The organism is Terriglobus sp. (assembly GCF_965201105.1).
Lineage (GTDB): Bacteria > Acidobacteriota > Terriglobia > Terriglobales > Acidobacteriaceae > Terriglobus.
On the sequence record NZ_OZ241741.1, the window covers coordinates 1,453,569 to 1,480,555 of the forward strand.

Genomic DNA, 26,987 nt, shown 5'->3' on the forward strand with positions numbered 1-26,987 from the left:
TCCATACCATCATCCGCGCTCTGGTTGAGAAATGTCATTTCGACCGGCGCAGGACAGCTTCATCGTCCTGCGCAGTGGAGAAACCTGCATCCGTTTGTGGCGCGCGAGCAAACTATCTAGCCACTCACCCTTGTCAGACCCTCTCCTCCGGCCCGCTTTGCAATCTTCAGCCCACAACCAGTCGCAGGCCCCGAATCAGCTTTAACCCCACCCTCCGCGCGAACAAAAGAAAAGGCCCGCGCATCGCGCGGGCCTTTTCCAACATTGGTGGAGGCGGTGGGAGTTGAACCCACGTCCGAAACAACTGTCAACAGAGAGCTTTCATGCTTTTCCCGTTTCACTTTGTCTCGTACCGCGCGCTAGGAAAGGGCAAAGAAACGCACGGCACCAGCTCGATCGGGTCTCGTCCTTGGCGCACGAGCAGAGCTCCGCGGACCAGCCTACTGTATGACGTCCGCAACCAGCCCATAGGCGAAGCCGGAGGAAGACGGCTACTTATTTAATTAAGCAGCAAGCGCGTACTGAGGTTCGGCACTTATCGTTTTGTGAGCAGTTTAAGGGTGTTCACGCCCCTGCATGCCTCTCTGCCACAAGCCATCCCGTCGAAGCCGTGACGCCCCCAAACCTGCCGCCCGCATATGGGGCCGTTCAGAGCAGCTCCGCAGGCCCGCATGGGGCACTGCCAAAGATCTGCTTCAAGTATACCGCCGTTGCCAACTTCCGAAAATGGCGTTTCTCGTTACTTATCCCCGTCCGGAATTTTGCTCCAGACCGTAGCTGTCTCGTTGGGATACGCGAAGATGATCATTTGCAGGGTTCCACCGTTGTTGCGATAAAACTGCACTTCTCCATCCCACTCCGCGAAATAGAAGCGGTTGGGTGATTCTGCTCTGAGCGTGGATGGCGACTTTCCTGGGAGTCGCGGCACGAGCTTAAGGTGATCGCCTAAACGTGAGATTTCGATCTGTTCTCCAGTCGCATCTTGGTATCGGCCCGCGTACGCCTGCTGAAGAAACGACGTCAGAGGGACTTCTCGCCCCGTAGATCGGACTATAGCTTTGCTGTCACTGACGAGACTCATTAGATCGTTTGCGATGGCGTAAGTTCCCGGGGTGCCACGGCCTGAGGCGACATTCGTCAAGACGATGATCCCTGTCTTGCGTGCAGGAAAATACTCTGTAGAAACGTGAAAACCAGGCACGTCCCCCGCATGACCGATGTCTTGCAAGCCGTATTGCGTCGAGACGCTTAGTCCATAACCGAAGCCGTCTGTGTCGGCAGTAGTCATTTCAGCAAGTGACTCGGGCTTCAGAAGGCTGCCGCCGTGCAATGCGATGAGCCAGCGGGCGAGATCTGCTCCGGTAGAGTACATTTCACCGGCACCACCGAGAGCGGTGCCGGTGAACGCTTCCGCTTCTTGGGCGTCGGAGCCGACGGCTGTGTACCCAGAAGCGCGGCGCGGGATAACTCGCGGCAACCAGCCCACTCCGGTATCCGGCATGTTCAGCGGCTCGAAGACATGCTTTTTCAGAAAGCTCGCGTAATCTTCCCCACTCACCCGTTCGATGATGAGTCCAAGCAGGACATACTCAACGTTGTTGTAAGCAGTCCGGGTTCCTGGCGTAGCGGCTAACGGCCTCTTAGCCGCCGCTTGTACAACTTCCTCCGGAGAGTGCGAGCCACGCTCAAATCCAGCCGAACCGACCGCAAATAGCTCTTCCGGGATCCCGGAGTTATGGAGAAGAAGTTCCCGAATTGTGATTTCCTTCCAGGCCGTGGGCGCTTGCTTGTAATACAGGGCTATAGGATCACTCGTCTTGAGGCGACCTTGTTCCTGCAAGAGCAGGATCGCGGCTGCGGTGAACTGCTTTGTGACTGAGCCGATCGCAAAGCGGGTATTCGGGGCGTTGGGAATGCTCCATACCTGATTCGCCAACCCACGGCTTTCGTTGCAGATCACGCGCCCTTCGTGAAAGACAACGACATTTCCGCTGAAGTGGTCCTCATCAGCGTAGAACTGCACCACTTCATGCACCTGCTCTGATGTCTGTGCACGAGCAGGTGATACGGAAAGCACGGCTAGGCTTATGGGGAGAGCGCGAAACGCTACCTGCCATAGTTGGAGACAAAGCATGATACATCGTACCCGCTTGACCGCGAACTGCTAGGTATCGGAAAGTCGCATTATGGGAAGTAACAAGCCTAGTAAAACCCTACCCCGCTGCCATATGGATTGCGAAAGCCTACACGAAGCGCCTGCGCATTACGCCTGCAACGCCCAGCAGCCCGGTGCCGACCAGAGCGATGGAATACGGTTCAGGCGTGGCCGCAGTCTCCTGCGTATCGAATGAGAATAAGAACGCCTGCGTTCCGCTCATCACGTCCCCTTGACTCATCAGAAAGCTGTGAAGCGCGCTGCTGCTCGTCGGACTACCCAGCGTGAAGGTCACGCTATCGTCAGTGCGGACGCCATCCGAGTCCAGAACATGCATCCCGTACGTCCCATCCGCATTTCCGAAGATGTTCACTTGGAAATCGGTGTCGCCCATCGTGTCGGTAAAAGCAAAGCCGCCGCTACCCAATGTGGGCGAGGCACCCGGACGCAGCTGATTGTCGTTGCCATCGAAACCACCTGCTCCGATCAAGCCCGTCACACCCGACCCATCGATCCCGGTGATTGTGTAGCTGCCGTCCCCTGTTTGATTCGGTGAGGCATAGAGCGTTCCCGACCCGGAGAAGCCGTGAGACGAACCTCCGACCGGGGACACCGTCTCTGCCTGCAGGCCCGCACAAAGCCCGAACCCGATCGCGATGACAGCCCACAATTTCATGTTCCTGATTGCTCCTTTTAGCGCAGTCCAGCAAGCGAAGAGTAACTCTGGATGGAGGCCAAAAGTAATCACCTGAAGGTGTAATACGCGCGCATTGAAAGTCGGCACCACGAAAGACGGCAACGCCATCGGCATGTACACGCTCAAAAAGGCAGGCATCATCAGAGATTCATAACGCTGATGTATACCTACGGATTCAGAGGTCTCCACGTGCATCCGTTCCTCGCCCTGCCCAGGCCCGCTCTCCGGTTCGCCGCGTTTTCAATGGTCGCCTGCTCGCTTGCGATGTTCGCCCAGACGGCGCGCCCGCAATCTGGCAATTCCGATTTCAAGGTCGCACCGCCAAAAGACGAAGTCATCGGCAATGCGAAGAATGGCGATACCCGGAACAACAGCCAGTCCAATGTCAGCAGTCCTGAGCGGACGGTGGGACCGCAACAAGATGGCTCGATCGTCGCCTCCGACAATCAGACCCTGACGCCGGCGGGCAGGCTCATCGAACTCGGTTCGCCGGTGCGTGCCAAAGCCATCGCCCTGAACCCCGGCAAGGCGGCTCATAGCGCCGCGGTCCTTCTGATGGGGTCGCCCCAGCCGATCATCATCGTCGACACGCAGACCGGGCAGGTGCTGCAGCGCTTCATCCCGGAAGGAGAAGCCACCGCGACCGCCAAGGACCGCAGCGCCGGCTCCTTCGCCGGCATCGCGTACTCCGCCGACGGAACGAAGCTGCTCTTCAGCCAGAACAACAACTTCGTTTCCATCGCGAACGTCGACAGGAAGACGGGTCTACTCAGCCATCAGCAGCGGGTAGCACTGCCACCGCCCCCGGCCGACGGGCGCACCTATCACAACGCAAAGGCCATTAATCCCGGCGGCATCGCCTTCTCCGCCGATGGCAAGCGCGCCTATGTCGCCTTGAATGCGGCAAACACGCTTGGCGTCATCGACCTCGCGGCATCGCCCGCCAGGCTCACCGCGCAAATCCCCGTCGGCAACGTTCCCAACAGCGTCGTCGTCCACGGTAACTTCGCGTACGTCAGCAACGAGGGCGGTCGCCCCGCCACGTCGGCCGACTTCACCAACGATTCTGACGGCACGCCCATCGTGGTCGACCACACCGACGCATTCACAACCTCTGGCACGGTTTCCGTCGTCGACCTCACCTCGGGCAGGCAGACCAACACAATCGCCGTCGGTCTTCACCCCGCGGGCATGACCGTAGTCGGTTCGCGGCTCTTCGTTGCCAACTCGTACAGCGACAGCCTTTCCATCATCGACCTCGGGACCAACAAGGTGGTTCGCACCATCGACCTGAGCGTGCCCATTGCCGGCGGCACCTTTGGTTCTGGTCCCAACGGCGTCGCGGTCACCGCAAGCGGCACAGCCTATGTCACGCTTGGCCAGGCCAACGCCGTTGCTGTTGTCGATCTGCAGGGGCGCGACGCGCACCCGGTCATCGGCTACATCCCCACCGCATACTTTCCCACGTCCATCGCATACGACCAGGTTCGCAAACAGCTTGTCATCGCCGACGACAAAGGCCTCGGCTCACGCGGCAGCACCACCACGAAAAACGGCGTCGTCGGGTACAACACCCACGCCGACATGGGCGTCGTGAACCTTATCCCCGAGCTCAATGCCGGCAGCCTGGCCGCGTATACCAAACAGGTTTTTCAGAACAATCACTGGGACCTGACCACAAACATCGAGGTCGGTCCACAGTTCGTCAACACGAACGCCGCCCCCGTGGCCGTTCCCAAACACATCGGCGAGCCGTCGCTTATCAAGCACGTCTTTCTTATCATCAAAGAGAACCGCACCTACGACCAGATGCTGGGTGACGTGGCGTGGGGCAACGGCGCTTCGGAACTTGCGGTATTCGCCCCTGCCGTCCCCAACCAGCATGCCCTGGTCAAGCGATTTCCGCTGCTCGACAACGTCTACGCTCCCAGCCGCCAGTCTGCCGACGGGCACCCATGGATCGGCATGTCCGGCTCCTTCTACTCCAACGACATCCTTTCCCCCGATTGGATCCGTTCCTACCCTGGCGGCGAGGCAGACGATGCGCTCACCAACACACCCAGGGGTTTCCTCTGGACCGAGGTCGCCGCCATGGGCATGACCGCCCGGATGTACGGCGAGTGGAGCAGCGACACCACTGTCGCGCGCAAGGCAGACGGCTCGAACTACACCTGGACTGATTTCTACAAAACCTCACTCTGCAAGGAAGGCAAGGCGCCCGTTTCCGATTGCATCGTGCCCGACGACGCCATCCATGTCACCTCCGCCATCCCGTCCGCGGCAAAGATCATGGACCCACACTTCCCGCCGTTCAACCTCGATATTCCCGACCAGTACCGCGCCGACTACTGGATCAAGGAGTTCAAGCGAATGGACGCGGCTAACCAAGTTCCGAACCTCACCATCCTGTGGCTCCCGGACGATCACACCGCCGGCACGTCGAAGGGTCATCCCTATCCGCTCAACTACCAGGCCGACAACGACCTGGCGCTTGGCCGCATGATCGAGGCCATCAGCCACAGCAAGGTCTGGGACAAGTCCGCCGTCTTCGTCGAAGAGGATGATTCGCAGGCTGGAACCGATCATGTCGACGGCCATCGCCAGCCGGTCTATGTCGTAAGCCCTTATACCGTTGCACCGCAGGCACCGGGCCAGGGCAGGGCGATTCACACCACCTACACCGCGGAAAACATCAACCGCACCATCGAAAACATCTTGGGCGCAAAGCCGCTGACGCAGTTCGACCTGGTCGCTTCGCCCATGTTCGACGCCTTTCAGGACAAGGCCGACCTCACGCCGTATGACTGCGTGCCCGCCACCATTCCTCTCGATCAAGGACCCGAACTGCAGGTTGGCGCGGCGGCCTACACGCCCGTTGAGAAGGAGTGGCTCAAGGCAACCGCCAAGGTCATGAAAGGCAAGTACGACAAGGCCGACTCGGTTGATCCGAACTTCCTGAACCACGTCACCTGGTATGCAACTACAGGTTGGAATCGCCCCTATCCCGGTGAAGACAAGGTTCTCGCACCCGGTCCACTCGTCAAAGCTGCCATGAAATACGGCGGCGACGATGACGACGACTAACCCTCGCTGGCATCGGCCTTAACCGTGCCCGTTGCCACTCATGACCGGCAGTGCAAGCCAGAAATCGTCCACTCGCGATACGCTGGTGAGCGTCGCCCGCTTCGGACCGGGGCACACTCTAAGGACACCAATGACTCTTCGCGCTCTGCTGCTGACAGGACTGCTCGCCATGACGGCCAACGCCCAAGTTACCAAGACCCCATTCGGCACCACCAAAGATGGCAAGGCCGTCGATATGTACACGCTGAAGGACGCCGCCATCACGGTGAAGGTGATTACCTATGGCGCCCGCATCCAGAGCGTGATCGCGCCCGACAAGAACGGCAAGGAAGCCGATGTGGTGCTCGGCCACCCGGACCTCGCCGGCTATCTCGCCGATCGCGACACGTACTTCGGTGCCGTCGTCGGCCGCTACGGCAACCGCATCGCCAAGGGTGAATTCGCACTGAACGGCCAGACGTACCATGTGCCGGTCAACAACAACGGACAGTCTCTGCACGGCGGCACCGATGGCTTTGACAACCGGGTTTGGAGTGCCAAGGAAGTCCCGATGGGTGTCGAACTGACGCTGGTCTCGCCCGACGGCGACCAGGGCTACCCCGGCCAGCTGACCGCGCACGTGCGCTACACGCTGCACGGCCACGACCTGCGCATCGAGTACACCGCCACGACGACCAAACCGACCGTCCTGAACCTGACGAACCACTCGTACTTCAATCTGGCGGGCGAGGGCAACGGCACCATTCTCAACACGCGGCTCACGATCAATGCCGACCGCTACACGCCAGTCACCGATGTGCTGATTCCTACCGGTGAACTTCCCAGCGTCGCCGGCACGCCATTCGACTTCCGCACGCCGCACACCATTGGGGAACGCATCGACGCCACCAACGACCAGCTCAAGATCGCCGGCGGCTACGACCACAACTGGGTCCTCAACGGTCCCAACGGTACGATGAAGCTTGCTGCCAAGGCTGTCGATCCAACCAGCGGCCGCACGCTGACCGTTACCACGACCCAGCCCGGCGTCCAGTTCTACACCGGCAACTTCCTGAAAGAGGGCGCGATCACCGGCACCGGCGGACAGAAGTACGCGTACCGCGGCGGCATGTGCTTTGAAACTCAGCACTTTCCGGACTCGCCCAACCACCCGAAATTCCCGACCACGGAACTCGACCCTGGCCACACCATGCGCTCCGAAACCATCTTCAGCTTCGGCGTGCAGAAGTGACCCTACCCCCTGGGTCAAGAAATTCAAGTTCTTCAATTAATGGGACTTAGTTCGGCGGCTAAGGTGTAAGTTCTTCCACCGCAGGAACTTAGTTGTAAGTTCCTGCGGTGGTGCAACTTAGGCGTTTTCCTGACGGTACAAATGCAAAAAGAGCCGGAGGCCCTCTCTCCGGCTCTTTTTGCTGTTTTTCTAGTTTACTAAAGTGCGGGAAATACCATGTCAGCCGTAAACGGTTCTTGGCGTTGGATTTAGCTTGAACAGGAGCTTGACAGCTTTTTGAATTTCTAGAGTTTGCCTGCGAAGCGTTCCACGATCTCACGGGACAGGGTCTGCTGAAGTCCGGCGATGTTTTTCCAGGGATCGCGTTTCAAGCGGCCGCGCCATTCGCTTGCAAAGCTTGCGATGGTGAAGCGCGGGCGCTGTGAATCTCCCAGTTCCTTCCAGTCCAGCGGCACGCTGACCGGCAGGCCGGGGCGCGAACGCATACTGTACGGCGCGACAGCGGTGGCGCCGCGCTCGTTGCGCAGGTAATCCAGATAGATTTTGCCGGTGCGCGCGGCCTTGGTCATCTTTGTCAGATAAAGGCGAGGGTTCTCGCGCTCCATTTGCATCACGAAGCCGTGCGCCCAGGCTTTCATGATGCGGAAGTCATACTTTGGCACCACGGGGAAGACGATGTGGAGGCCCTTGCCGCCGGTGGTTTTGACAAATGATTTGAGGCCCAGCTTTTTCAGGCGTGTGCGGACTTCATTTGCGCTCTCGGTCACCTGCGACCAGGGCAGCGACTCGTCGGGATCAAGGTCGATGACGATGCGGTCCGGTCGTTCGAGGTGCTGGTTGGTGGAGCCCCAGGGGTGAATTTCGAGCACGGTCATCTGCGCCAGTCCGGTCAGTGCCTCGACGGTGTTCAGCGTGATGTACGGTTCGGGTGGGCCGCCCTTTTTGTCAGCCACCATAACGGAGCCGATGCCCGGTGGAAGCATGTGATTGACGTGCTTCTGGTAGAAGCACTGATTGCTGGATCCTTCCGGGCAGCGGACGAGAGACAGCGGGCGATCGGCGATGTGGGGCAGCATGCGGTCCGCGACGGCGAAGAGATATTGAGCGAATTGTTCTTTGGTGATTTCGGTTTCGGGGTCGACGATCTTTTTCGGGTGAGTGAGGCGGATGTTTGGGATCGGGAGTGGCTTCGGAGATGCTTGTGAACCGCCGGTTTTGGTCGTTGCGCTGACCCCGCCTTTCCGCGATGCAGCTGCGGAAGGTTGAAGCGTAGCGGATGTCTCCGGCTTGGCACTCGTGCTGGAACCAGATGCGGGTTTCTCCGCTCCGCGCCCACGGTGGAGCTGTGGGCGCTCCGGTCGAAATGACAACTTAGTGGAGAGGTCCGGCTCTGCTGCGAGCCTGTGAGGCTCTGCTGTATGCCTGTCCGGCTCTGCTGTCGAAATATCAGGCACTGGGGAGGAGTCGGCGTGTTTGTCGCGCTTGGGGGTGGGTGCGGCCTCTTCCTTGCGAACGTCGCGGGCGGGCTTGTCCTCGCGCAGGCCGAGGTAGGCGGCCTGGCGGAGCTGGTTTTCGCCGGTCCAGGTGGCGAAGCGGACCTGGGCGACGTGTTCGGGCTGGACGAAGTGAGCGTTGCGGCGGGCTTCACTCGGGATGGCGGCGAAGGGTGAAGATTTCTGCTCGAGTGGGTCGAGCAGGTCGCGCAGCAGCTTGTGCGTTTTCTGGGTGTAGCCGGTGCCGGTCTTGCCGGCGTAGATGAGTTTGCCTTGGTCGTCGTAGTAGCCGAGCAGGAGCGAGCCGATGCCGCGAGTGCCGTTGGAAAGGTCTTTCCAACCGCCGATGACGAACTCCTGCTCGTGCAGGCACTTCGATTTGACCCAGGCATGGCCGCGGCCCGGGGCGTACTTCCCGGTGGCGCGCTTGGAGATGGTGCCCTCGGCGTGGAGCTCGCAGGCTTTGTGGAAGACGGCGGCACCGTCACCGGTGATGTGCTCGGAGAGGCGAAGGTCCTCGGCGTCCTCGCCGAGGACTTGGCGGAGGAGATCTTTTCGGTCAATCAGCGGGAGGTCGCGGGTGTTGTGGCCATTGAGGTGGAGCAGGTCGAAGGCGAAGTAGGTAAGCGGGTGTGATTCGCCTTTCTCGAAGGAGGCCTGGAGGCGCGCGAACGAGGAAAGGCCTTCGGCGTCAAGGACGACGACCTCGCCGTCGAGAATGGCGTTCTGCGCCGCGATGCGCCCGATGGCGACGGCAATGGGTTTGACGCGATGGGTCCAGTCAAGACCGGTGCGGGTGAGCATTTGGACGGTTTTTCCCTGCTTGCGGGCCTGCATGCGGTAGCCGTCGAGCTTGAGTTCGTGGAGCCAGTCTTCGCCGGTGGGTGGTTCTTCGACCTCGGCGGCGAGTTGGGGTTTGAGGAATTCGGGGAGGGATTCCTTGGGGAGTTTGACGAGTGCGGCGGATTCGGTGTTTGTGGAACCCACCTTAGCCTGCGGCGAAGGTGGGGCACTGGTATCTCGGTAGGCTGCCGTTGATTTCGCGGCGACACCAGAAGCAGGTTTCTCCACTGCGCGCCCACGGTGAAGCTGTGGGCGCTCCGGTCGAAATGACACAACTGGGGTAGTACGTGCTGTACCAGGACCTTGGTTGAGACCAGGCGATTCGCTGGGTGCTGCGTGGGCGCTTGAGGCCTGGTCGGCGGCGCGGGCGCGTTGGCGGTACCAGGCCTGGCCCTCGCCGGCGGTTTCCTTGGAGTTCCAGACGTGGGTTTCGGCCTCGGCAATCTGTTCGAGGGAGCGGCCGGTGACGGCGGAGTTGGGCAACTCCTCGGTGATGCAGGGCTGGCCGGGAGCACGCTCGAATTCGTCGTGTTCCTTAATGAGGAGCCAGTTGGGCTTGCCCTCCTGCGCGGCGTGACCGCCCATGCGGACGAGCGTCCAATTGCCGTGCATTTTGGTGCCGTTCAGGGCGAACTTGAGCGAGCCTTTGCGAAGGCCTTCGTCGACGTCGACGTGCGGCTCCCAGGTTCCCTGGTCCCAAACCATGACGGTGCCGCCGCCGTACTGGCCGCGGGGTATGATGCCCTCGAAGCCGCCGTACTCCATGGGGTGATCCTCAACCTGGACGGCGAGGCGGCGGTCGTGGACGTCGTAGCTGGGGCCTTTGGCGACGGCCCAGCTTTTCAGGACGCCGTGCCAGCCGAGGCGGAAATCGTAGTGGAGGCGGGTGGCGGCGTGCTTCTGGATGACGAAGGGGAGGGCGGAGAGGCCGGTGTTGGGGGCGGTGTTCTTCGGCGCGGTTTTCCTTGCGGCTGATTTCTTTGCGCTGCCGCCGGAGGGTTCGGCGGTGACTTCGAAGTCGCGCATGGATTGGTAGCGCGCGAGTTGGGCATCGACTTCGTCGCCGGCTTTTTTGGCGAGGTCGGCTTCTTTGTGCGCGCGGGTGGATGCTTTAGTGGCCGCCATGTGGAGTGTGAGGCCGTCTGGAGCATGCGGGTTGCGCTAACGTTCTTCCCTGCCTGCTTACAACAGAGGGGCTGTTATGGATTGGTTCGGACCGAAGCGTTTCAGAACTGCTGTGAGTCCTGTACCTACCACAGCGAGTGCCCAGCACGTGAATGGACTAGAGAATGGCCAAAGGAACCATGGAGTGGGCACATTCACTACATCTCCTTTCGGGACATCCGCAAATTCCTGCTCATAAGAACCAGAACGTATGAGTGCTCCGCATTCCGAGTAGACAAAGAGCATTTTCGATCGGGCGGTGTACACGTATAGCTCTTTATTGGCTTGAGGGACGATGCTGAAGTCGCCACCTTCCGCATCGATCTGCCATCCTTGCAAAAACTTCCATGTGGGGCTGTATACCTGGATCCGGCCTAAATTCTCCAAACCGACAGCGTGGGTGCCATCCGTTGTGCTGACGACGTGATTGGCGTGACCAGCGGGCCAATTGAGCTTAGGTGAGACCTTCACGATGCCGTTCGCAAAAAGGCCGCCGCCCAAGAAGGAAACGACACCCAGGGTCGCCAACAGACTGCTCAGCAACGTTAGTACGCATAGTGAAGGTGTTGGGGCGCGGTAAGCGCTACGAACCGCCCGGAATACACCTACAAGGGCCAGCCCACATACGAAGATTTGAAACGCAACACCCATGCTTCTATCAAGCAGATTGCGCGGTCATGGCAGCAATCGAGTCGTTGTAGGGGGCGCGGAGGATGCCGCGTTCGGTGATGATAGCCGTGACGTATTTGCTGGGGGTCACGTCGAAGGCGGGGTTTTCGATGCCGACGCCGTCGGGGGTCATCTGCTTGCCGTTGCTGTGGGTGACTTCGCGGGCGGATCGCTGCTCGATGGGGATGCCGTCGCCGGTGGCGGTGGCGATGTCGACGGTGGACCAGGGTGCGGCGACGAAGAATGGGATGTTGTGTTCCTTCGCAAGGACGGCGACGGTGTAGGTGCCGATTTTATTGGCGACGTCGCCGTTGGCGGCGATGCGGTCGGCGCCGACGATGACGGCCTGGACGCGGCCCTGGCGCATGAGCGCGCCGCTCATGTTGTCGCAGAGGACGGTGGTGGGGATGTTGTCCTGGAGGAGTTCCCAGGCGGTGAGGCGCGCGCCCTGGAGGTAGGGGCGGGTCTCGTCGGCGAGCACGTGGATGTCGGCACCGGCCTCGACCGCGGCGCGGATGACGCCGAGTGCGGTGCCGTAGCCTGCGGCGCAGAGGGCGCCGGCATTGCAGTGGGTGAGGACAGTGCCTTCGCGGGGCAGAAGGTCCTGACCGACGCGGCCCATGGTGCGGCAGGTTTCGATGTCTTCGGTGTAGACCTGCTGGGCCTCGGCGACGACTTTTTGCTTGATGATGCGGAGGCGGTCGGCTTCGGGCTGGTCTGCGGTTTCGGCGACGAGGCGTTTGTAGAGGTCGTGAATGCGGGCGATGCCCCAGAAGAGGTTGACGGCGGTGGGGCGGGTGGCGGCGAGGACGGCGGCGATGTGGTCGACCTCGGGGGTGAGCGCGTCGACGGTGGTGGCTGTGGACCGGCTGATGCCGAGGGCCATGCCCATGGCGGCGGAGACGCCGATGGCCGGAGCGCCGCGGACGATCATGTCGCGGATGACGGTGGCGACTTCGTCAGAGGTGGTGGCGAGGACGTAGGTGGTTTCGAGCGGGAGCTTGGTTTGATCGAGGAAGCGGACGCCTTCATCGGTCCATTCGAGTGTGGGAATCATCGTGGTTTAGTTTACGCGGGGAGCGCCGCGGCATGGCTATGGGTCGCGCCTTCAGCGCTCTGTTTGCCCACGGTTTCGCTACCTAGGGCTGCGCCCTATTCTGGTATGGGGACGGGCTTTTGGCCCTTGACGGCGGGTCAGCCGTGGGCGGCGATGCCGTACTTGGTGGCGAGGAAATGCTGGAGGGGCTTCGAGAGTGTGGCGGCGAGTTCCTGCCAGGTGATGAGGTGGAGGCGGCTGCGGAGGCCGGCTGCGTTTACGGCGGCGAAGATGCGGAAGGCTTGTTCGTGGAGGTCGGGGCGGCGGCTGTCGGCGAGGAGGGCGAAGCGGGCGCTGTGGTGGTCGGCGGCGAGAATGTTGCGGATGAGCTGGTAGCCGAGGAAGTCGTTGCGGCCGTTGCGGGGGAGGCGGGCAGTGTCGAAGGTGGACTCGAAAGCGGGGTAGCGGGCGAGGAGGGCGGGGCGGGCGGTTTGGAAGCCGGTTTCGGTGAGCTTGGCTTCGATGAGGAGGGTTTGGTCGGCAGTGGTGATCTGGAGGTCGGCTTCGGTGCGGTCGTCGTAGCCGCCGGTGAGCGGGATGCGAGTGCGGTGGCCGAAGGTGAGGTGCGGTTTGGGGCCAAGGTTCAGGAGGGATTGGAGGCGCTTGCTGCGGAGGGTGCCGGGGGCGCAGAAGATGCTCATGAGCAGGGCGTCGGAGCTGGTTGCGGTGTCGAGCTCGCGGCGGGTGCGGCTGTGCTGGTGAGGGATGCGGGCGGAGGCGGTGTAGGCCTTGTTGAGGCGGGCTCGCCAGGCTGGGTTGGCGAGGATGCGGCGGTAGGCGGGTGGGTAGAAGTTGCCGTGGTTTTGGTATGTGTCTTCGGCGTAGAGAACGGAGGGGATTTCGGCGGAGGAGAGTTCGTGTTCGTAGCTGGTGCAGCGGACGAGATTGCGGGCTTTGAGTTCGCGGCGGAGTGCGGCGGCGGTGTTGGGGAGGTCGGGATCGGAGGCGCGCAGCATCGCTTAAGTGTAGGCGATGAAAGGGCGAAAGCTGTTAGGCTGTGCCGATGAGATCGCTGGACAAGAACGCACTGGGCAAGGACGAGGACTGGTACGGCAACAATGCGGCGGTTGCGTGTCCCGGGTGCGGCAAGGTGTTTCTGAGTTCGCAGGTGTTGAACCGCAGGGACGGGCGTGCCCGGGATGCGGTAAGTTTCGGCTGACGGTGCGGAGCAGCTCGGCGGAGGTGACCGAGGTTGAGGCTTAGCCTGCCTGTTGCCGGAGTTTTTCGGCGCGGACGTCGGAGGCGGTGAAGGCGGAGAGGAAGGGTGCGTTGGGCATGGCGGCTTCGATGTTTTGGCGGCCGCCCTGTTCGCGGTCGACGAGGCAGAGGACAGCGGCGACGGTCATGTTGGCGGCCTCGGCGGCTTCGATGGCGGTGATAGCGGAGCCGCCGGTGGTGCAGACGTCGTCGACGATGACGACGCGGGCGCCGGCGCGGACGTGGCCTTCGATCTGGCGACCGGTGCCGTGTGTCTTTTGCGCTTTGCGGACGAGGAAGCCTTGGAGCAGAGGAGCGCTTGGGTCGGCGAGGCGGGCGTAGGCGGTGGCGGTGGCCAGGTTGGAGACGAGCGGGTCGGCGCCCATGGTCAGGCCGCCTACGGCTTCGGCTTCGATGTTGTTTTGGCGAAGGAGGTCGAGGAGGACGAGGCCCGAGAGGCGTCCGCCTTCGGCATCGAGGGTGGTGGTGCGGCAGTCGATGTAGTAGTCGCTTTTGGCGCCGCTCGACAGGGTGAAGTCGCCCAGGCGGAAGGATTTCCGGGCGAGGATGCTGAGCAGGGCGGAGCGGTCGTCGGGCATGGGGTTAGTGTGGCATGCCCGGTCGAGCCGTGCTTCGCAGTCGGACGTAGAAATACGGGTTTCTCCGCTACGCAGGACGATGAAGCTGTCCTGCTCCGGTCGAAATGACAATGCGTACGGAACTCCGGTTCGGGCGAGTGCTTCGCACTCGCGCTGGAAATGCAGGTTTCTCCACTCCGCACCCACGATGAAGCTGTGGGTGCTTCGGTCGAAATGACAGAGTGTTGGCAGTCCGAGAAGAAAGCGGATCGTTCGCTTTGGTCAGGATGCGCTTTGGTCAGGATGACACGGGGGAAGACTGACGACCCAATCACGGCAAGTCCGCCGCTTAATTAGCGGGCGATTTTGTCGAGGTGGCGGAAGCCGTCTGTGGCGAAGAAGACGAGGAGGAAGAGAAAGCCGTTGTAGCCCATGTGAACCAGAGAGGAGGCCCATACCGAGCGCATGCGGATGCGGACGGCGGCGAGGATGAGGCCGACGATGCTGAGGACGGCGACGGCGTTCCAGGCCCAGCCGAGCTGGGCGGCGTGCATGGCGGCGAAGAGGGCGCTGGAGAGGACCGCGCCGAAGATCCATGCGGCACGGCTGGTTTCGTCGGTGTCGCGCCAGAAGACGCGCTCGGCTGAGTTGGGTCCGGGGCCGAAGAACTGTCGGGTCCAGTCGAACGCGATGGCAAAGCTTTTGAGCAGGAAGCCGCGGAAGAGAATCTCTTCGGCGAGCGGAGCGATGAGGGTGCCGAAGATTGCCATGATCCACACGTCGCGCGAGCGGTGGAAGAAGTTGTCGATCGGCATGTTTTTGGGCAGGGACATGCGCGCGGCAGCAACTTGCGCGAGGATGGCGAGGATGAGACCGCCGCCGACCAGGAGCGGGGCGCGGGCGCGGGCAGCCGGCCAGTTCATCTGGAGAGTGGGGCCGACTGGGCGATGCCAGAAGGCACGCAGCAGAGGGTACGCGCAGGCAGCGGTGAGCCCGTAGGCGAAGAACTCGATAACGATGCTGAGCAGCGGGTGGTCGTAGGCTCCGAGGGCGCCTGCGGGAAGGCGGTGCAGCTTGCGGGCGAGTAAGACACCGATGGAACCCGTGACCAGCATGCTGAGGCCGAAAAGCGCGAGGACGATCAGGGTAGAGCCGGCGTGGGGCTGGCGTGGGAGGCGTTGCGTTTCGAGATGGAGTGCGGGGCTCCAGCCGGTAAAGTCGGGCTCGTGCTCTGGCGCGCCGGTTGGAGGAGGTGTCATTTAGCCCTCGACGGAAGATCTTCACCGGCAGCGGCGAGGTGCAGGGTTCTGCGATGCGGAAGCGCGTTTTTCGCGCAAAGAGCGCGCGAAAAATGGGGCACGTGAGATCGTGGCGCTCCGCCCACCTCCTCCGCAGAGAGCGCTGCAAAGGTGGGGCACATGGGGCGGTGGCGCTTCGCCCACCTTAGCCGCAAAGGGCGCGGCGAAGGTGGGGCACGTCGCGTTGGCGGTGATTGGACCGTGTGGAGGGTCATGCGGCGCGATCCTGGGCGGTCGTGCGTGGTGTGCGGGTGCGGGTCGCGGGCCCGGTGCTGGCGGGTTCGCCGGCGGCTCGGGCTGCTTTCTTCGCTTTGCTTTTCGCGGCGGCCTGTTTTGCGGCGGCTTTGCGGCGGGCGTTGCGTTCTTCCACAGACGGCGTGAACTTGGTCGGGTTCGCCACGACGGTCGAGACGACGACGGGTTCGACGTAGGCGGGTGCGGGGGCGCGACGGCTGGCGGGGCGCTCGGCGTAATGCCTCGCCAGAAAGCTGCCGGTGTGGGACGCGGCTACTTCTGCGAGCTGCTCGGGTGTGCCCTCGGCGACGACGGTACCGCCGCCTTCGCCGCCCTCGGGGCCCATGTCGATGAGCCAGTCGGCGTTGCGGATCACGTCGAGGTTGTGCTCAATGATGATGATCGAGTTGCCGAGGTCAGTGAGGCGCTGCAGGACTTCGAGGAGCTTGCGGACGTCGTCGAAATGAAGACCGGTGGTGGGCTCGTCGAGGAGGTAGAGGGTGCGGCCGGTCTGGCGTTTTGAGAGCTCCTTGGCGAGCTTCATGCGCTGCGCCTCGCCGCCGGAGAGCGTGGTGGCGGACTGGCCGAGGTGGATGTAGCCGAGGCCGACGTCGACGAGGGTTTGCAGCTTGCCCTTGACGTTGGGGATGTCCTTGAGGATCTCGAGCGCGTCGGAGATTTGCAGGTCGAGGACGTCGGCGATGGAGTAGCCGTTGAACTTGACCGAGAGCGTTTCCTGGTTGTAGCGGCGGCCGTTGCAGACCTCGCAGAGGACGTAGACGTCGGGCAGGAAGTTCATTTCGATGCGGCGCTGGCCATCGCCCTGGCAGGCCTCGCAGCGACCGCCCTGGACGTTGAAGGAGAAGCGGCCGGGTTTGTAGCCGCGCTCGCGCGATTCGGGCAGCATGGCAAACAGGTCGCGGATGGCGGAGAACACGCCGGTGTAGGTGGCGGGGTTGGAGCGGGGCGTGCGGCCGATGGGGGACTGGTCGATCTGGACAATCTTGTCGAGCTGGTCAGTGCCGGTGATGCTTTTGTGCGCGCCGGGTTCTTCCTTGGAGCGGTAGAGCTGTTTGGCGAGCGAGCGGTAGAGAATGTCGTTGACGAGGGTGGATTTGCCTGAGCCGGAGACACCGGTGACTACGGTGAGGACGCCGAGCGGGAAGGTGGCAGTGACGTTCTGGAGGTTGTGGGCGCGGGCGCCTTCGACCGTGATGACGCGGCCGCTCAAAGCGCGGGGCGCGTCGTTGGAGCGGATGTCGAGTTCGCCGGACATGTACTTGCCGGTGAGGGAACCGGGGGTGGCGGCGACCTGTTCGGGTGTGCCCGCGGCGATGAGCGCGCCGCCGTTTTTGCCGGCGCCGGGGCCGAGGTCGAGGACGTAGTCGGCCTTGCGGATGGTGTCCTCGTCGTGTTCGACGACCAGGACGGTGTTGCCGAGGTCGCGGAGGTTTTCCATGGCGGCGATGAGCTTCTGATTGTCGCGCTGGTGCAGGCCGATGGAGGGTTCGTCGAGGACGTAGAGAACGCCGCGGAGGCGCGAGCCGATTTGGGTGGCGAGGCGGATGCGCTGGCCTTCGCCGCCAGAGATGGTGGCGGCGCTGCGATTCAGGGAGAGATAGCTGAGGCCGACGGCGTTGAGGAACTCGAGGCGCTCGATGACTTCGCGCTGGAGGCGGTCGGCGATGAGCTTGTCGCGGCCGATGAAGCTGAAGTGCTGCGCGGTGGAGAGGGCGCGTTCGAGCGGGAGCGAGGTGAAATCGCTGATGGACTGGCCAGCGACGCGGACGGCGAGGGACTCGGGGCGGAGGCGCTTGCCGGCGCAGGCGGGGCACTCGGTCGCGGACATGTACTGCATGTAGTACTCGCGGAAGGTATCGGATTTCGATTCCTCGAGCGTGTCGCGTAGGTAACCGAAGATGCCGTGGAAGCCGGTCCGGCCGGCCTCGTTGCGCGGCGGACCGTAGAGCAGGAGCTTCTGGTGCTGTTCGGGCAGATCTTCGAAGGGGAGCTTGAGATTGATCCTGTTTTTGTCAGCGAAGAGCTTGATGAGGCGGAGGAGGTAGGCGGAGCCGGAGCCGGGGCCCATGGCGCCGTCGAGCAGGGGCTTGGACCAGTCGGTGATGGTCTTTGCGGGGTCGAAGTCGTAGATGGAGCCGAGGCCGTTGCACTCCGGGCAGGCGCCGTAGGTGGAGTTGAAAGAGAAGGAGCGCGGCTCAAGTTTGGGGACGTTGATGCCGCAGTCGGGGCAGGCCATGGAAGAACTGTAGAGGGTTTCGTCGGTTCCGCCGTGCGGGCCTTGAATGGCGATGATGACGAGGCCCTTGGCCATTTGCAGGGCTTTTTGGACGGAGGCTTCGAGGCGGCGGGTGTCGGGCTTGCCGTCTGGGCCGGGTTTAAGCAGGACGCGATCGACCACGGCTTCGACAGTGTGGTTTTTGCGCTTTTCGAGGCGCATGCCCTCGGTAATTTCGATCATTTCGCCATCGACGCGGGCGCGGAAGCCCTGCTGGTCGAGAGCTTCGAGATCTTCGCGGAACTCGCCTTTGCGGCCGCGGACGAGCGGGGCATAGATGGTGATGCGTTCGCCGGGGGAGAGCGCGACGATGCGCTCGACGATCTGGTCGGCGGACTGGCGGGAGATCTCGTGGCCGCACTTGGGGCAGTGGGGCTTGCCAACCGAAGCCCAGAGCAGGCGCAAGTAGTCGTAGATTTCGGTGATGGTGCCGACGGTGGAGCGCGGCGAGCGGGAGGTGGTTTTCTGCTCGATGGAGATGGCGGGCGAGAGGCCGTCGATGCTGTCGACGTCGGGCCGCTCCATCTGATCGAGGAACTGGCGGGCGTAAGCGGAGAGGGTTTCGACGTAGCGGCGCTGGCCCTCGGCGTAGATGGTGTCAAAGGCGAGCGAGCTCTTGCCCGAGCCGGACAGGCCGGTGACCACCGTGAGCGAGTTACGCGGGATGGAGACGTCGATATTTTTCAGGTTGTGGTGGCGGGCGCCACGCACGGTAATGTGCGACACACTCATGGTTTGGGGGCGGGCCCGTGTGCGCGGGAAAGGCACGAAGCCGCAAGGATTAGGATACGGCATCGCGGCGCCTGGCCTTGTGGAGTTGCCATGGGGTGGGACGCGCCGGCAGGGAAGCGTCTCCTGTTTTCCAGAAAGGGAACGTACCCAGAGTGTCACTTCCGCGGCTCGCGACGGACGGGCACACTGCAATGGAGCTTCGGCAGAAGGTACGACCGTAGCCGGGTACGCAGCGCCTTCTGCTCTGCGTTTTGACGAATGGACAGGAGCAGCTTGTGACGACCGTGGTACTTCTCTGCGTGGTATTTTCAGCCCTGGCGGGCGGAGTTTTGCTTGCCTATGGCATGTGCCTGGGCATGTTTAAGCTGCTCCGCATCCACTCGATGCAGGTGGCGCAGCAGAGGGCGCAGCAGGGGGCCGCGCGGCAGGAAGCCGCGCAGGGGCTTGTGGCGCGCGCTTAGCGGTAAGGGCAGGATTACCGCGGTGCGCCTGATGTCGCACGCAGCCGCTGTAACTGCTCAAAGATTTCCTGCGGTGTTTTGACGCCATTCGGCGAGGCCGGATTGGTGGTGGCGCTCGGGTTTGCTGGCTGTGCTGCGCCAACGGGGATTCCGCCAACGGGTTCCGCGCCAGAACTGATTGCGCTCGGAGCAGGTTGCTGCGGAGGTGTGGCAGGGTACGACGGCGGTGGTGGCGTTGGCTGCTGCGCGACCTGATCCTGCTGCAAAGGGATTCCGGGCGGGGTGGGGCCGCCATTGCGGGCGGTGAAGGTCAGTTGAGCCGGTTTGCCGCTGGTGCGTTCGACGAACAGCATGTTGACGGGAAGGCCGCCGACCAGATCCGATAGGACGTCAACCAGCGGCGCTGGACCGTAGGTGCCGAAGATGCGGTCGTCAGGCGTGTTGCCGGTGATGTGAATGCCGGCGCGTGCCGCGACCTCCCTGAGTACCTGCCCAAGGCTTTCGCCGGATGCGGTGATCTGTAGAAGGTGGCCGTCCCAGCGGATGCTGGCCTGCCCACGGGGCACAGCCGGATTTGCTGAGGGCAACTGGGACGGCGTGATGCTGGTGGGTGCGGTCGCGGGCAGAGAGGCCTGGGCGGGGAGCGTACCGGGCGCAGCAAGGGCGATACCCACCGCGAGTACACCGAGTTGCCTGGCCGGATGGATCATGCCGCCTCTTGCAACGGAGTTGCGTCTCATTCAGCATAGACGCGGGAGCGCAGGAAAGCGCCGCGATGTGCGTGTGATTTGCACGCTCGGAGCGCGGCAGCGGAGGCAGCATGAAGAGATGGGGATTGTTTGCAGCAGCGGCCAGCCTGCTGGGCACCGGTGCGATGGCCGGCGCGCAGCAGTGTACGACGCAGTCAAAGATGCAGACGGCGGACCGGACTGCGCTGCTGCGGTCTGCGACGGGGATTGCCTCGGCGGTGCAGGCGAATGACAGCAATGCGGTGCGGCAGCAGACGTTGCCGGACGTGGCGCAGAACTTTGCCGGCATCGCGAATGCGATTGCCTCGGCGGCACCGCACCTGACAGGCGCTACCTTTGTGCCGGACACCTTATGGATTTTGGACGCGCGCGCAAGCGGTCCGAATGCAAAGCCGGCGGACACACAGTTCTTCTGCAATTTGAACGGCGGATCGCAATCGACGGTGTTCTCGTTCCAGGCACTGCCGCCCGGGCGATACGGCCTGGCGGTGCTGGACGCGCCCAAAGCGCAACCACCGTACCAGTTGACGCTGTTGCTGCGAGAAGAGAGCGCGGGCACGTGGCAGTTGGGAGGCTTTTTCCCGAGGGTGACGACGGCCGCTGGACATGACGGCATCTGGTACTGGAAAGCTGCGCGGACCGATGCGGCAAAGCGGCAGAACTGGAACGCGTGGCTGAACTATTCCGAGGCGGAGCGGCTGCTTCGGCCAGCAGCATTTGTGTCCAGCTCGCACCTGGAGCAGTTGCAGGAGGAACAGGGCAAATCTGCGCCAGCGGCGCTGTCAGGAGGCCTGGGGCAGGGCACACCGTTGATCGTGAAAGCAAAGGACGGCACGGAGTACCGTGTGACGGCGCTGGCACCGGATGATTCACTGGGTGGAGACCGCATCGACATTGCCATGCACTACAGTGCGGATACCATTGCAGACCCGGTTGCAGCGCGCGCGCGCAACCAGCGTGCGGCGGCGGCACTGCTGGCTGCGTATCCTGAACTGCGCGACGATGTTCACGGGGTATGGGTATACGCCGAGCCGGCGAGTGGTCCTCCTTATGTCAGTGAGGAGCCGGTCAGCAGCCTGCGTTGAGGGCGTCGCGACCGGCGTGAGGTTCGTCAACCGGCGCGTCTCTTCGTAGAATGAAAGGTGGTATGAGCGAAATCAAAACGCTTGAGCAGGCGATTCAGGAGCGGCGCTCAACGCCATCGTTTGATGGCGCGCCGATGCCTGCCGAGGATTTAAGGCGCATTCTTGAGGCGGGGATGGCGGCGCCGTCCGGATATAACGTGCAGCCGTGGCGCTTTGTGGTGGTGCAGTCGCCGGAGCAGAAACGGAAACTGCGCGGAGCCTGCTTTAACCAGGCGAAGGTGGAGGAAGCCTCGGTGGTGATTGCCTGCTGCGGCGACTCGGATAGCTGGCGCCGCGACGCGGACGAGATCATCCGGATGGGCCTGGCCGGCGGCATGCCGGAGAGTTATGCGGCGCAGTTGAAGAGCCATGTTGAGAGCTACCTATCGATGCTGACGCGCGACCAGATGCATGGCTGGCTCAATAAGCAGGTATCGCTGGCGGCGGGGTTCATGATGCTGACCGCGGAGACGATGGGCTATGACACGGCACCGATGGAAGGATTCGAGCAGGAGCGCGTTCACGAAGTGCTGCGCCTGCCGCTGAGCTACTGGGTGGTTTCGCTCCTTGCCATTGGCACGCTGCAGGGGCCGGACAAGTACGACGGCGGGCGTTTCGGCCTGGCGCACACCGTGTCATCCGAAGAGTTCGGAAAGCCGCTGCGGTGAGGCGGGCGACCCGGCGCAGGCTGCTGACGGTCGGCCTGGTGTTTGCGCTGTCGTTTGCGCTGGGCGGGGCCTTGCTGGTCTACTTTGCACCGTTTTGGCTGATCGAGCGCGTGACGGACGCGTACCTGTTCAAGACGGGGGTTCACCATCGCGAGGTGCTGGTGGACGGGCATCGCATTCACTACCTGGAGGCCGCACCGCAACAACATGGGGCGGAGGACAAGCCGGTGGTGCTGGTTCACGGCCTGGGTGCGCGCGCAAGCGACTGGGCGGCGTTGATTCCGGCGCTGGCGCGTCACGGCTATCACGTATATGCGCTGGACCTGCTGGGGTATGGACGATCGGACAAGCCGTTCCACGGGGACGCGTCCTTGTCGACGGAGGAGCGCATCGTCTCCGGATTTATTGACACGCTGCACCTGAAGCAGCCCGATGTGGGCGGCTGGTCGATGGGTGGTTGGATCGCGGCGAAGCTTGCTTTGGACGAGCCGGCGAAGGTGCGCCGGCTGCTGCTGTTTGATTCAGCCGGCGTGTACATGACAATCGATTTTCCCATTTCGCTCTTTAGCCCTTCGAACCAGGCAGAATTCGATCAGCTGGTCGATCGAATCGAACCAAACCGCCACTATGTGCGCGTGCCTTCGTTCGCGATTCCGGGCCTCCTGCGCAATTTTGAGCGAGGGAAGTGGTTTGTGGATAGCTCGCTGAGCAGCATGCTGGACGGCCGCGAAATCCTGGACTTTCGCCTGCATCGACTGAAGATGCCGGTGCTGATCGTGTGGGGAACGGAAGACAAACTGACGCCGCTGGCGGATGGGGAACGCATGCACAGTATGGTGCCGCAGTCCGTGCTGGTGGAACTGCGAGGTTGCGGCCACCTGGCGATTGCGGAGTGCGCATCAACGGGGATTCCATCCGTTGTGCACTTTCTGGATGCGGAGCCGCCGTCACCGGCGAGCGTGACCGTGATGCCGGCGCCGAAGCGGTAGGTATAGCGGCATTCGGGATGGAAGGGCAAAGCTAACGCTGTGCCAACGAGCTGTCGTTTCGGGTTGTTTTCGTCTGCTCGCCTTTGGCGAGCAGACGAAAAGAGGGAGAGAGCATTCGATTACGGCACAGCTGAAGCTGTGCCCTTCCGGGAAAACTCCATGCTCTGCCCCGGGAGACGCCATGCTCTAACCTTGCTTTCTCGTACCTTCGAGATGTTTCCTGGCACAAGCTAGGCGCTGGCTGGTCCAGTTTGGTCTTCTGCTTTCCAACGGTACGCATGGGGCTGTTCAAGTCCGAGGTGGGCGAGCACGCGGCAGCAGAATTGGGTCGCCATGTCCTGCACGGACTCCGGGCGGTTGTAGAAGGTGGGGATTACGGGAAAGATGGTCGCGCCTGCTTCGGTGGCCGTTGCCATGTTGCGGAGATGGATGAGGTGGAACGGCGTTTCGCGTACGCAAAGCACGAGCGGACGCCGTTCCTTCAGCGTAACGTCGGCAGCGCGTTCGATGAGGCGGTTTGAAAGGCCGTGGCTGATGGACGCGAGCGTGCCCATGGAGCAGGGCAGCACGATCATGCCGTCTGAGGGATAGCTGCCGCTGGCTATGCCGGCGCCGACATCGGCGTTGTCGAGCAGGTCGAATTTGCGGTGGTTCTGGACGGGCGCGGGTGCGAGCTCCTGGAGCGCCTGAAAGACGCTGCTACGGCCGCCGGGCAGGCGGTGCTCCTCGGCGAGGACGCGCATGGCGTGGTCGGAGACGAGCAGGCTGACGCGGCGCACGCGGTCGTCGGCACCAAGCAGATGCAACATGGCCGCGGCGAAGATGGAGCCGCTGGCGCCGGTGACGGCGAGGGTGAGGTGGCCGGTGCGCGGCTGGAATTCAAACTTCATAGGGTCGGCTTCCAGTATCGCGCACGGGTTGTTTTCGCTTCGGGGCGGGCGATGCGCAACGGTGTCTGTTACGCCGGGAGAGATTGATTCAAACGATCATCAGGTTTGAAGGCGAACGGGATGATCGTCGTCCAGTCGCCGAGTGGGGCAGTGAGGGCCGCCTCCAGAGCTGGGTCGGGCAGGTGCATTTCGGCCGCTTCGATCTCGGTTTGGGTTGCGTTTTGGAAGCAGAGTTCGCAGATGCCGAGGCCGTCGTCCGACCAGATGGGTGGGCCGAAGACGCGGCAGGTCATGGGGCGGTGCGCGTAGAGGTCGCAGGTGCCGGTTGCGGGATCGAGCACGGGGCAGGACTCGTCGTTGGCGAAGTCTTCGAAGCGCGCCTGGGAGGCTTCGTCGGTAGCGAGGTGGCCGGTGGCGGGATCGCCGGGGAAATCTGGGGCGAGCTTCGCGATGGTGGCGGCGGTGCGTTGCTGAATGCGCCGCGCGCGGGGCGGGTCGGTCTGCTGCAGGGTTACGAGGCCGGCCTGGAGGCGTGAGGCGTCGAGGCTGCTGATGGCGAAAACGCCGTGGCAGCACGGGGTGCAACCGGGATGGCAGACGAGGTGCGGGCCGCTGCGACGGGCGGCGTCGGCGAGAGCGGCGTCGGTGATTTGGATCAATTCGGTGTCGCCTGCAGGGTGTAGCAGCGTCCGCTGTTGCGGCGAGCCGGGTCCACGAGCGATCCTGGCTGGTTCGGACAAATGCAGGTATCTCCACTACGCAGGACGGTGAAGCTGTCCTGCTCCGGTCGAAATGACAAGGTGTTGCGGATGCGATGATCGAGCGAGCCGCAAGACTGCGCGAAGCTTGGGTCCTGGCTTACCTATGCAGAAGCGATGCCGGGGACCTATACAGAAGCGATGCCGGGGAGCGGTTCGCCGAGGACGCGCTCGAAGATGGCGGGGACGTTGCCGAGGCGGCGTTGCACGTCGAAGGCGCGGTCGATGCGTTCGGGAGGCAGAACGGCAGTGATCTGCGGGTCTGTGCGGACGAGGTCGCGGAACACCAGGTCCTCGGTCCAGGCGCGCATGGCGAGCAATTGCACGAGGCGGTAGGCGTCCTCGCGCAGCATGCCGGCTTCCGCGAGTTCAAGCAGGAGCTGGCCTGAGAAGACGAGGCCGCCGGTGAGCTCCAGGTTGCGGAGCATGCGCTGCGGGTAGACGAGCAGGCGGTCGATCAGGTCTGTGGTCTTGGCGAGCAGGTAGTCGGCTAGCGTGGTCTGGTCGGGCAGGATGACGCGCTCGGCGGAACTGTGGGAGATGTCGCGCTCGTGCCAGAGGGCAACATCTTCAAGTGCGACTTGAGCATTGGCGCGCATCACGCGGGCCAGGCCGCAGATGTTCTCAGCCGTGATCGGATTGCGCTTGTGCGGCATGGCGCTGGAACCCTTTTGTTTGGGATTGAAGAATTCCTCGGCTTCGCGAACTTCGGTGCGCTGCAGGTGACGAATTTCCGTGGCGATCTTATCAAGTGAGGAGGCGATGACGGCGAGGGTGCTGACGTAAGCGGCGTGCCGGTCACGCTGGAGGGTTTGCGTGCTGACCGGGGCGACCTGGAGGCCAAGGCGACGGCAGATTTCTTCTTCCAGAGCGGGGGTGACGGTGCCGAAGCTGCCGACCGCGCCGGAAAGCTTGCCGACGCGCATGTCTTCCGCAGCGGCAGCGAAGCGGCGAATGTTGCGTTGACATTCTTCGAACCAGAGCAGGAGTTTGAGGCCGAAGGTGGTGGGTTCTGCGTGAACGCCGTGGGTGCGGCCGATGGTGGGCGTATGTGCGAATTCGATGGCGCGGCGGCGCAGGACGGCGGAGAGGCCGTTGAGGCCATCCGTGATGCGGTCGGAAGCTTCGCGAATTTGGAGGGCCTGCGCGGTATCGACGACGTCGGTGGAGGTGAGGCCGAAGTGAAGCCAGCGCGACTCCGGGCCGACGTTTTCGGCGACCGCGGTGGTGAAGGCGATGACATCGTGGCGGGTTTCTTTTTCGATTTCGCGGATGCGGTCGACGGTGAAGGTGCCGCGGTCGCGGATGGCGCGGGCGGCATCGTGCGGCACGATTCCGGCGTCGGCCAGGACCTCGCTTGCGGTGGCCTCGACTTCAAGCCAGCAGCGGAAGCGGTTCTCGTCGGACCAGAGGGCGCGAAAGGCAGGCCGCGTGTAGCGGTCGATCATGGCTAGTCTTCGACGCCCAGCAGGGCGCTCATCTCGTCGTAGAGGAAGCCCTGGCCGGGGCGGTAGGGCTGCACCCACTTGCCGTCGATGACGAACTGTGGGATTGCCTTCTTACCGACGTGCGCCTGGACCTCGTCGGCTGCTCCGGGGACGCGCTCGATGTCGATTTCCTTGTAAGGAATGCTGTGTTTGTCAAGGAAGCGCTTCGCTTCGCGGCAGTCGCGGCACCAGGCGGCGGTGTAAACGGTGATGTCCATAACAGGTCTATTCTACCGTTCGCGTGGCTCTTCCGGCTTCGAGTCGAGCTGGTCGCCCGCTCACTGCTCGTGGTAGTTGCGGATGAGACCGCCGTCGATGATGAAGGTGGAGCCGGTGATGTAGGCGGCTTCGTCGCTGGCGAGGAAGGTGGCGAGGCCGGCGACGTCGTCGACGGTGCCCATGCGGCCGAGTGGAATGTTGCGGAGGAGGGGGTCGAGCTTGGCTTTGTCGTTGAGCAGACCGGTGTTGATGGGAGTAATGATGGCGCCCGGCGCGATGTTATTGATCGTGATGTTTTTGGGGCCGAGTTCGACGGCGAGATCGCGCGTGAGCATGCGCAGGCCGCCTTTCGACGCACAATAGCTGGCGAAGTGGGGGAAGACCATGTCTTCGTGCACGGAGGACATGTTGATGACGCGGCCGGGCAAGTTGGCGGTGAGCAGGCGTTTGACAAAGGCCTGCGTGGTGAAGAAGGGACCTTTCAAATTGACGTCGAGGACCATGTCGTAATCGGCTTCGGAGACATCGACGAACTCAGAGCCTTTTTCAACGCCGGCGTTGTTGACGAGGATGTCGGCCTTGCCAAAGGCGTTCCATGCGGTATCGACGAGGGCCTGGCAATCGGCGACTTTGGCGACGTCGGCCTGCACGCAGATCGCCTTGCCGCCATTGCCTTCGATCTTGGACTTGATCTCGTCGGCGCTCTTTTCGTCGCCGCGATAGTTAATCACGACGCTTGCGCCTTCGGCGGCGTAATGCTCGACGACTCCGGTGCCGATGCCCGAGGAACCACCTGTGACGATTGCGACCTTGCCTGCGAGTCTTCCACTCATGTGGGATTGGATGCGAGCTAATAGCGGGAGGGCGACCTCGCT

The 26,987-nt window shown here is 62.8% G+C and carries 23 protein-coding genes and 1 other RNA gene; 7 read left to right on the forward strand and 17 right to left on the reverse strand.

Translation table 11 applies throughout. The features are described 5' to 3' along the window. Positions 1–265 precede the first annotated feature (265 nt). The 3 genes from ssrA to ACOFKT_RS06390 all read right to left on the reverse strand — a co-directional run bounded on the left by ssrA (position 266) and on the right by ACOFKT_RS06390 (position 3,041). Positions 266–621, reverse strand: a transfer-messenger RNA (tmRNA) gene (ssrA, locus tag ACOFKT_RS06380). A gap of 118 nt (positions 622–739) precedes the next feature. Beyond that, the gene (locus ACOFKT_RS06385; protein ID WP_419806573.1) at positions 740–2,077 is read right to left on the reverse strand and encodes a serine hydrolase domain-containing protein; all 1,338 of its coding nucleotides are present in this window, start codon (positions 2,075–2,077) and stop codon (positions 740–742) included. 166 nt (positions 2,078–2,243) lie between these two features. Then, complete coding sequence (locus tag ACOFKT_RS06390) at positions 2,244–3,041, reverse strand: PEP-CTERM sorting domain-containing protein (RefSeq protein ID WP_419806574.1); 798 nt, start codon at positions 3,039–3,041, stop codon at positions 2,244–2,246. Here ACOFKT_RS06390 and ACOFKT_RS06395 point away from each other — a divergent pair, their 5' ends adjacent. Both ACOFKT_RS06395 and ACOFKT_RS06400 read left to right on the forward strand, forming a co-directional pair. Continuing rightward, the gene (locus ACOFKT_RS06395; protein WP_419806575.1) at positions 3,042–5,936 is read left to right on the forward strand and encodes a bifunctional YncE family protein/alkaline phosphatase family protein; all 2,895 of its coding nucleotides are present in this window, start codon (positions 3,042–3,044) and stop codon (positions 5,934–5,936) included. A gap of 130 nt (positions 5,937–6,066) precedes the next feature. Next, positions 6,067–7,167, forward strand: a complete 1,101-nt coding sequence (locus tag ACOFKT_RS06400; protein ID WP_419806576.1) for an aldose epimerase family protein — start codon at positions 6,067–6,069, stop codon at positions 7,165–7,167. 284 nt (positions 7,168–7,451) lie between these two features. On the opposite strand, the gene ligD is transcribed toward ACOFKT_RS06400, so the two are convergent. The 4 genes from ligD to ACOFKT_RS06420 form a co-directional block, all read right to left on the reverse strand. After that, complete coding sequence (ligD, locus tag ACOFKT_RS06405; RefSeq protein ID WP_419806577.1) at positions 7,452–10,628, reverse strand: non-homologous end-joining DNA ligase; 3,177 nt, start codon at positions 10,626–10,628, stop codon at positions 7,452–7,454. A gap of 57 nt (positions 10,629–10,685) precedes the next feature. Continuing rightward, positions 10,686–11,195, reverse strand: coding sequence for a hypothetical protein (locus ACOFKT_RS06410; RefSeq protein WP_419806578.1), 510 nt, complete (start codon positions 11,193–11,195; stop codon positions 10,686–10,688). Between the two features lie 130 nt (positions 11,196–11,325). Then, positions 11,326–12,393, reverse strand: coding sequence for an S-methyl-5-thioribose-1-phosphate isomerase (gene mtnA, locus ACOFKT_RS06415; protein ID WP_419806579.1), 1,068 nt, complete (start codon positions 12,391–12,393; stop codon positions 11,326–11,328). Positions 12,394–12,530: 137 nt separating this feature from the next. Further along, positions 12,531–13,388: a PGN_0703 family putative restriction endonuclease gene (locus ACOFKT_RS06420; protein WP_419806580.1), complete on the reverse strand. Its 858-nt coding sequence runs from the start codon at positions 13,386–13,388 to the stop codon at positions 12,531–12,533. A gap of 41 nt (positions 13,389–13,429) precedes the next feature. Between ACOFKT_RS06420 and ACOFKT_RS06425 the strand changes: the two genes are divergently transcribed. Next, positions 13,430–13,591: a hypothetical protein gene (locus tag ACOFKT_RS06425; RefSeq protein ID WP_419806581.1), complete on the forward strand. Its 162-nt coding sequence runs from the start codon at positions 13,430–13,432 to the stop codon at positions 13,589–13,591. Between the two features lie 40 nt (positions 13,592–13,631). Here the strand turns inward: ACOFKT_RS06425 and pyrE are convergent, their stop codons facing one another. From pyrE to uvrA, 3 genes are all read right to left on the reverse strand, one after another. Next, positions 13,632–14,228, reverse strand: coding sequence for an orotate phosphoribosyltransferase (gene pyrE / locus ACOFKT_RS06430; protein WP_419806582.1), 597 nt, complete (start codon positions 14,226–14,228; stop codon positions 13,632–13,634). A gap of 332 nt (positions 14,229–14,560) precedes the next feature. Continuing rightward, positions 14,561–15,466 (reverse strand): CPBP family intramembrane glutamic endopeptidase, encoded by a 906-nt coding sequence (locus ACOFKT_RS06435; protein ID WP_419806583.1) that lies wholly within the window; start codon positions 15,464–15,466, stop codon positions 14,561–14,563. Positions 15,467–15,716: 250 nt separating this feature from the next. Further along, positions 15,717–18,767 (reverse strand): excinuclease ABC subunit UvrA, encoded by a 3,051-nt coding sequence (gene uvrA / locus ACOFKT_RS06440; RefSeq protein WP_419806584.1) that lies wholly within the window; start codon positions 18,765–18,767, stop codon positions 15,717–15,719. A gap of 275 nt (positions 18,768–19,042) precedes the next feature. Here uvrA and ACOFKT_RS06445 point away from each other — a divergent pair, with 275 nt between their 5' ends. Beyond that, complete coding sequence (locus ACOFKT_RS06445) at positions 19,043–19,228, forward strand: hypothetical protein (RefSeq protein WP_419806585.1); 186 nt, start codon at positions 19,043–19,045, stop codon at positions 19,226–19,228. A 14-nt stretch (positions 19,229–19,242) separates the two neighbouring features. Here ACOFKT_RS06445 and ACOFKT_RS06450 read toward each other — a convergent pair whose 3' ends face one another. After that, positions 19,243–19,938 carry a hypothetical protein gene (locus ACOFKT_RS06450; RefSeq protein ID WP_419806586.1) on the reverse strand — a complete coding sequence of 232 codons (696 nt, stop codon included), beginning with the start codon at positions 19,936–19,938 and terminating at the stop codon, positions 19,243–19,245. Between the two features lie 110 nt (positions 19,939–20,048). Between ACOFKT_RS06450 and ACOFKT_RS06455 the strand changes: the two genes are divergently transcribed. From ACOFKT_RS06455 to ACOFKT_RS06465, 3 genes are all read left to right on the forward strand, one after another. Then, complete coding sequence (locus ACOFKT_RS06455) at positions 20,049–21,062, forward strand: hypothetical protein (protein WP_419806587.1); 1,014 nt, start codon at positions 20,049–20,051, stop codon at positions 21,060–21,062. 62 nt (positions 21,063–21,124) lie between these two features. Next, positions 21,125–21,769, forward strand: a complete 645-nt coding sequence (locus ACOFKT_RS06460; protein ID WP_419806588.1) for a nitroreductase family protein — start codon at positions 21,125–21,127, stop codon at positions 21,767–21,769. Further along, entirely contained in the window at positions 21,766–22,758 is a 993-nt protein-coding gene (locus ACOFKT_RS06465; protein WP_419806589.1) for an alpha/beta fold hydrolase, read from the forward strand. The genes ACOFKT_RS06460 and ACOFKT_RS06465 overlap by 4 nt, the downstream gene beginning before the upstream one ends. Positions 22,759–22,988: 230 nt before the next feature. On the opposite strand, the gene ACOFKT_RS06470 is transcribed toward ACOFKT_RS06465, so the two are convergent. The 6 genes from ACOFKT_RS06470 to ACOFKT_RS06495 form a co-directional block, all read right to left on the reverse strand. Then, positions 22,989–23,648 carry a UbiX family flavin prenyltransferase gene (locus ACOFKT_RS06470; RefSeq protein ID WP_419806590.1) on the reverse strand — a complete coding sequence of 220 codons (660 nt, stop codon included), beginning with the start codon at positions 23,646–23,648 and terminating at the stop codon, positions 22,989–22,991. Between the two features lie 68 nt (positions 23,649–23,716). Further along, on the reverse strand, positions 23,717–24,307 hold the full coding sequence (locus tag ACOFKT_RS06475) for a YkgJ family cysteine cluster protein (protein WP_419806591.1): 591 nt from the start codon (positions 24,305–24,307) through the stop codon (positions 23,717–23,719). Continuing rightward, on the reverse strand, positions 24,304–24,447 hold the full coding sequence (locus ACOFKT_RS06480; protein WP_419806592.1) for a hypothetical protein: 144 nt from the start codon (positions 24,445–24,447) through the stop codon (positions 24,304–24,306). Before ACOFKT_RS06480 ends, ACOFKT_RS06475 begins: the two co-directional genes overlap by 4 nt. 87 nt (positions 24,448–24,534) lie before the next feature. Continuing rightward, complete coding sequence (gene purB / locus ACOFKT_RS06485) at positions 24,535–25,854, reverse strand: adenylosuccinate lyase (protein ID WP_419806593.1); 1,320 nt, start codon at positions 25,852–25,854, stop codon at positions 24,535–24,537. Between the two features lie 2 nt (positions 25,855–25,856). Then, the gene (locus ACOFKT_RS06490) at positions 25,857–26,111 is read right to left on the reverse strand and encodes a glutaredoxin family protein (protein WP_419806594.1); all 255 of its coding nucleotides are present in this window, start codon (positions 26,109–26,111) and stop codon (positions 25,857–25,859) included. A gap of 60 nt (positions 26,112–26,171) precedes the next feature. Continuing rightward, the gene (locus ACOFKT_RS06495) at positions 26,172–26,945 is read right to left on the reverse strand and encodes a glucose 1-dehydrogenase (RefSeq protein ID WP_419806595.1); all 774 of its coding nucleotides are present in this window, start codon (positions 26,943–26,945) and stop codon (positions 26,172–26,174) included. Positions 26,946–26,987: the final 42 nt, after the last annotated feature.